Origin of the sequence: Acinetobacter sp. NIOH-H-8 (assembly GCF_046635365.1) — a bacterium.
Classification (GTDB): domain Bacteria; phylum Pseudomonadota; class Gammaproteobacteria; order Pseudomonadales; family Moraxellaceae; genus Acinetobacter.
Map to the genome: position 1 here is coordinate 1 of NZ_JBHDVN010000294.1, position 406 is coordinate 406.

Here is a 406-nt window from a genome sequence, read left to right on the forward strand (position 1 = left end):
CCAGCAGCAGGGCCAGCCAGAAGGCGGCGAGGATTCGCCAGAAGAGTGAACGCATGGTTTTCCTGTTGAATCGCATGTCGGGCCGGCCGCGAGGGTAAACCCCTAGGATAAGCGATTCCGGCTGGTCGGAAGACCGCTACCGGAGGACCCGGTAGCGGTGGCTCGGACGTCAGTTGGACGTCTTGTCGGCCTTCCATTGCAGGAAGACGGCCCACTCTGCCTTGCGCTGCTCGCGCTTCTTCTGCAGTTCGTCGTACTTCTTCTGCTGCTCGGGGGTGAGCAGGGCGCGGATGTCCTTCTGGGTCTTCTCGTGGCTGGCCTTGAGTTCGTCCTTCAGGGCCTTCTGCTCGGCCGCCGGCAGCTTGGCCAGGTAGCGCTGGGTGATCTCGTGGCGGGCCTTCATTTG

At 63.1% G+C, this 406-nt stretch carries 1 protein-coding gene; it reads right to left on the reverse strand.

Features of this window, described 5'->3' with window-relative positions:
* Positions 1–169: 169 nt before the first annotated feature.
* Positions 170–406: hypothetical protein (locus tag ACEWB7_RS18305; protein ID WP_411581135.1), on the reverse strand; the 237-nt coding region annotated here is incomplete at its 5' end.